7 protein-coding genes are annotated in these 5,481 nt (G+C 41.7%); 6 read left to right on the top strand and 1 reads right to left on the bottom strand.

Features of this window, described 5'->3' with window-relative positions; all coding sequences use genetic code 11:
• Positions 1 to 48: 48 nt before the first annotated feature.
• A complete protein-coding gene (locus tag HMPREF2865_RS00625; protein WP_070644924.1) occupies positions 49 to 411 on the bottom strand; it encodes a hypothetical protein in 363 nt (120 codons plus the stop codon).
• A 110-nt stretch (positions 412 to 521) separates the two neighbouring features.
• On the opposite strand from HMPREF2865_RS00625, the gene HMPREF2865_RS00620 reads away from it, so the two are divergent.
• The 6 genes from HMPREF2865_RS00620 to HMPREF2865_RS00590 all read left to right on the top strand — a co-directional run bounded on the left by HMPREF2865_RS00620 (position 522) and on the right by HMPREF2865_RS00590 (position 5,282).
• Positions 522 to 782: a helix-turn-helix domain-containing protein gene (locus HMPREF2865_RS00620; RefSeq protein ID WP_070644922.1), complete on the top strand. Its 261-nt coding sequence runs from the start codon at positions 522 to 524 to the stop codon at positions 780 to 782.
• A gap of 102 nt (positions 783 to 884) precedes the next feature.
• Positions 885 to 1,625, top strand: a complete 741-nt coding sequence (pyrF, locus tag HMPREF2865_RS00615) for an orotidine-5'-phosphate decarboxylase (RefSeq protein ID WP_070644920.1) — start codon at positions 885 to 887, stop codon at positions 1,623 to 1,625.
• Between the two features lie 55 nt (positions 1,626 to 1,680).
• Positions 1,681 to 2,643 carry a D-glycero-beta-D-manno-heptose-7-phosphate kinase gene (rfaE1, locus tag HMPREF2865_RS00610; protein ID WP_070644918.1) on the top strand — a complete coding sequence of 321 codons (963 nt, stop codon included), beginning with the start codon at positions 1,681 to 1,683 and terminating at the stop codon, positions 2,641 to 2,643.
• A gap of 140 nt (positions 2,644 to 2,783) precedes the next feature.
• Positions 2,784 to 3,788 (top strand): ADP-glyceromanno-heptose 6-epimerase, encoded by a 1,005-nt coding sequence (rfaD, locus tag HMPREF2865_RS00605; protein WP_070644917.1) that lies wholly within the window; start codon positions 2,784 to 2,786, stop codon positions 3,786 to 3,788.
• 453 nt (positions 3,789 to 4,241) lie between these two features.
• Positions 4,242 to 4,586 (top strand): hypothetical protein, encoded by a 345-nt coding sequence (locus HMPREF2865_RS00595; protein WP_070644913.1) that lies wholly within the window; start codon positions 4,242 to 4,244, stop codon positions 4,584 to 4,586.
• A gap of 408 nt (positions 4,587 to 4,994) precedes the next feature.
• Positions 4,995 to 5,282, top strand: a complete 288-nt coding sequence (locus tag HMPREF2865_RS00590) for a barstar family protein (RefSeq protein ID WP_070644911.1) — start codon at positions 4,995 to 4,997, stop codon at positions 5,280 to 5,282.
• Positions 5,283 to 5,481 lie beyond the last annotated feature (199 nt).

The following is a 5,481-nucleotide window of genomic DNA, read 5'->3' as shown; positions in this document are numbered from 1 at the left end:
GCCGTCTGAAAAAATATTTTCAGACGGCCTTTTTCATTATTGTATAAATTAACCAAATTTTCGTTCTAGTTCTTTTGCTAGAGACCATCCTGCTGATTCAAGTAATGCAACAGAAATAGTTGGTGCAACAACGCTGCCTAAACCGGGAATTAATTTAGAAAATTCCTTTGCCATTGTTTTTATGGGTTGTTTTAACATGGTATTTTTAATTGCAGCTATAGCCATTGCTTCAGCAGCAGTTTTGGTCATATTCCCACCAAAAACAGCACAGAGACTTGTGCACATGGTAGTCATTGCGACCATATCTGTAGCAATACCAAGTCCTGGGACGGGAACGGCATTACCTGCGGCAGCAGCAACTGCATGAGAATGGATAATTTTATGGCATTTTGATTCTTGAGCTGGTGTCATAGTTTTCTCGTAACAGATAAGATATAAAACGGTGCAATACTACGTTATTCGTAGTAAATAATCAAGAAAAATATACGAAATTCGTAACTTTGATTTTTAGGATAGAAGTTATGAGTTTACAAGAAATTTTTACAAGGCGATTTAAGGAAGCAAGAAAAGCAAAAAATTTGACGCAGGAGAAACTGGGACTGGCGATAGGGTTAGATGAGTTTGTGGCAAGTACGCGTATTAATCGCTACGAGAAAGGAAATCATCAGCCTGATTTGAATACTTTGCAGAAAATTGCTGAAGTATTGGAAGTTCCACCAGCCTTTTTTTTCAGTGATGATGAATTTTCTGTAAAAATTTTAGATTTATATAAGAATAATTAAGGTATGTTGTAATGAGGCCGTCTGAAAAAATATTTTCAGACGGCCTTTTGTGTACAAAAGCTGTTAAAATCGAAGCTATAACCGTTTATCCGCAGGCATCTTATGAATCCCTTGATCTCCGACTTCCAAACTCAGCAACAACGTACCCCCGTCATCGTCGCCCTTGATTTTGCCAACGAAAAAGATACGCTCGGATTTGTCCGCAATCTTGACCCGACACTGTGTCAAATCAAAATCGGCAAAGAGCTGTTTACCGCAACCGGTCGTAATTTAGCGGAAAGCTTAATCCATCAAGGTTTCAAACTTTTCCTCGATTTGAAATACCACGATATTCCCCACACAGTTGCTCAGGCCTGTAAAGTTGCTGCCGATATGGGCGTTTGGATGGTCGATATGCACGCCTCCGGTGGCCGCCGCATGATGGAAGCCGCAGCAGAAGCCGTTGCCGGATATCAAACCAAGCCGCTTTTGATCGGTGTGACCGTGTTGACCAGTATGGAACAAAGCGACTTGGCAGAAATCGGTTTGAATATCGCTCCCGAAGAGCAAGTCATCCGCTTGGCAAAACTGACACAAAGTTCAGGCTTGGACGGCGTGGTATGTTCCGCTCAAGAAGCCGCGCCACTGCGCCGCGAATTGGGACAGGATTTTGTCTTGGTCACACCGGGTATCCGCTTGGACGTTGCCGGCAATAATGACGACCAACGCCGTATTATGACGCCGGCCGAAGCCTTGGCTGCAGGTTCAACCTATTTGGTAATGGGTCGTCCGGTAACCAAAGCTGCCGATCCGGTAGCTGTATTGCGTGAAGTGAACCGCGTGGTAAACCTTGAAGCAAACTGATTTTCAGGCGACCTTACAGGTTGAGGCCATCTGAAAAAAACACAACGGAGGCAATATGTCCACCAAGTTCCAACAAGAAACTCTCAAATCCCGTTTTGCACAAGCCAAAGTCCTTGTTGTCGGCGATGTGATGCTCGACCGCTATTGGTTTGGCGATGTGTCCCGTATTTCTCCTGAAGCCCCCGTGCCGGTGGCGAAAATCGCCCGTATCGACCAGCGTGCAGGTGGGGCGGCAAACGTTGCGCGCAATATTGCTTCATTGGGCGGTAAAGTAGGGCTGTTGTCCGTGACCGGCGATGACGAAGCTGCAGATGCGCTGGACGTATTGATGGTGCAAGACGGTGTTTCTTCCTATCTGATGCGCGACAAGCAAATTGCGACTACTGTCAAATTACGAGTTGTTGCCCGTAATCAGCAGCTTATCCGACTTGATTTTGAAGAATTGCCTCATCGTGAAGTGTTGGAACAAATCAAACATCAATATCGTGAAGTGTTGCCTGAATACGATGCCATTATTTTTTCAGATTACGGCAAAGGCGGTTTGTCGCATATTTCCGATATGATCGATTGGGCGAAACAGGCCGGTAAACCTGTTTTAATCGACCCCAAAGGCGACGATTACGAAAAATATGCCGGTGCTACGCTGATTACGCCGAATCGTGCAGAATTGAAAGAAGTGGTAGGCAGTTGGAAAAACGAAAACGATTTGACAGAAAAAGCTCAAAACCTGCGCCGTCATCTTGATTTGAACGCGATTTTGCTGACCCGAAGCGAAGAGGGTATGACCCTGTTCAATGAGGGCGAGCCGATTTATCAGCCCACACGGGCTCAAGAAGTTTATGATGTATCCGGTGCGGGCGATACCGTTATTGCCGGAGTGGGCTTGGGTTTGGCGGCAGGCTATACCATGTCCGAAGCGATGCACCTTGCTAATACGGCAGCGGGCGTTGTCGTGGCGAAACTTGGTACGGCGGTTTGCTCGTTTTCAGAGTTGAATAAGGCATTGGAAGAGCAATAATGATTGTTTCAGACGGCCTTAAAATTCTAAATGTCGTCTGAAAATAGAGTTGGAATATAATCCAGACAGACAAGTTTTTATTTTCAGACGGCATGATTTCTTCAAGGCCGTCTGAAAAATCAAAATAAAGGAAATTCATTATGACCATTATCGTAACAGGCGCGGCCGGCTTTATCGGCAGCAACATCGTCAAAGCACTTAACCAGCGCGGTATTACCGACATTGTTGCCGTCGACAATTTGAGTAAAGGCGAAAAATTTAAAAACCTTGCCGAGTGTGAAATTGCCCACTATCTCGATAAACACGAATTTATCCGCCAAGTGCGCGGCCATCTTCTGCCTTACGACGATATCGAAGCCGTTTTCCATCAAGGCGCATGTTCCGATACCATGAATCATGACGGCCTTTACATGATGGACAATAACTACCAATACACGCTTGATCTCTTGGACTGGTGTCAGGATGAACGTATTCCGTTCCTTTATGCTTCCAGCGCTGCCGTATATGGCAAGGGCGAAATCTTCCGAGAAGAGCGCGAACTGGAAAAACCGCTCAATGTATATGGCTACTCTAAATTCTTGTTTGACCAAGTATTGCGCCGCCGCATGAAAGAAGGCCTGACCGCCCAAGTCGTCGGCTTCCGCTACTTCAATGTTTACGGACAACAGGAGCAACACAAAGGCCGTATGGCATCCGTCGCCTTCCATCATTTCCACCAATACCGCGAGCATGGTTATGTCAACCTATTCGGTGCCAATGATGGCTACGGCAATGGCGAGCAAACACGCGACTTTGTCAGCGTAGAAGACGTTGCCAAAGTTAACCTTTACTTCTTCGATCATCCCGAGCTTTCAGGCATCTTCAATCTCGGTACAGGTCGTAGCCAACAGTTTAACGAACTTGCCGCCGCCACCGTCAACGCCTGCCGCGCAGCCGAAGGCAAGCTTGAAATGAGTTTGAAAGAGTTGGTTGAAGAAGAACTTATCCGTTATATCCCATTCCCAGATGCACTTAAAGGCAAATATCAGAGCTTTACTCAAGCAGACATCACCAAGCTGCGCGAAGCCGGGTATAAAGAAGAATTCTTGGATGTAAAACAAGGCGTCAGCCGTTACGTTAAATGGATGCTGGAGAACTTGGTTTAGTCTCTTTGCAGGCCGTCTGAAAAAGGATTTTCAGACGGCCTCATCATTTTGGGAGGCTTTAAAATTATAAATTTGCCTTTATTCGATAAGAATGGAAATAGCGTTTTTTACAACAAAGGTTTCAAAAAGGCTTAGTAGGGTAGCAGTGGATCTGCTGGAGTATTTGTAAAAGCTGTTGAGATATTATAGGTGTGAATAGATGAAATGAGACGATGCTATAACCAGTAAAATAAAAATGACTGGAAGTTTTTTAGTCTATTTATATTTAGGGACTGTACTAGATTATTCCTCTGTACTTTTTCTTTAATTTTCAGTGTGTTATCATCATATTTCAAGGGTAGCATATCTGCTAATCTAGTAAAGCCCCTAAAATTAATACGAATGGTAAGCAGCAGGGACGCACTCAAGCTGAATATAATGAAATAACACATTTTAAGATAAGGAGTCATTGATATGAAACAGATAGTTGTCCCTTTAAGTGTTGAAGCCATGAAAAAATTAGATTACGATCAAGCTGATGATAATGAACTATATGTATTTAAACTTTCAAAACAAGAGGTTAATTTGTTATTTGAGAAAAATTTCTTCGATAAAATAAATGAGATAATAGATACATATATAGATGATTATGAGGATGAAAAAATAATTGATTTAAGAAAATTAATTATTCTAAAAAATTTTTTACAAGATAATTCCCATCAGGCATTGACAGATATCCCTCTTAGAATATATCAAAATATTTTATTTTTAACTCAGCTGGCTATTTCCAAACAGACAGGTTTATTTTTCTTTTTTTAAATAACAAGCGCATTTGGAAATGCAAACCATAGCCCATATAAAACTTAAACTCAACAAGTAGCATGTGTGCAGAACGCACGCATGCGGTTCTCAAGGTTTGAGCCAAAAGGTCGTCTGAAACAACAAATACCTTTCTTTTAATAAGTTGCCACAGCAATCAGACAAAAGCAGCCTACCTCCACATCCATATAGGCAACATAGGGGAGATATTTTGTAAATTCTACAAATATTTTACCTGCTAAACAGGGTAGGATATGGTATGAAGCGAACATTAGCTTAATAAACACTATGTCAAGATCGAATCAGGCTGATACTAGATTGTTGTATTCCAATGATGGATTGCTATATAACAACTGATCGTTATATCTCTGCAACACAAATTGGAACTTGGAAATAGGAGTATAACTTATGCAATTAGAGATTATCGGCAGTAAAATTTATACGGAACAAGATTTTCATAATCAAATTTCAAAAATATTTTCTATACATGATTATTATGGGAACAATCTTGATGCTCTGTGGGATTTATTAAGCACAAATTTAGAACGACCGATTACTTTGGTATGGAAAGATGCTATGTTCTCAAAAAATCAATTAGAAAATATATTTATTGAAATAGTAAAGGTTCTAGAAAGAGTTAAGAAACAAGATGAGGATTATGGATTCGAAGAAAAATTTAATTATATTTTAGAGTAAGTAAACCCTAATTACATTACGTACACAGGCTTAAAACTCCCCAAAGCCAATTAAGCAAGCCGTAACCCATATAAAACTTAAACTCAACAAGTAGCATGTGTACGGAACGTACGCATGCAGTTCTCAGGGTTTAAGCCAAGAGGGTCGTCTGAAACAACAAATACAGTTTCAGACGACCTTTCTTTCAACAAGCCACCAC

Origin of the sequence: Neisseria sp. HMSC073G10 (assembly GCF_001812605.1) — a bacterium.
Taxonomy (GTDB): domain Bacteria; phylum Pseudomonadota; class Gammaproteobacteria; order Burkholderiales; family Neisseriaceae; genus Neisseria; species Neisseria subflava_A.
This window is presented reverse-complemented; position numbering and strand designations above follow the sequence as displayed.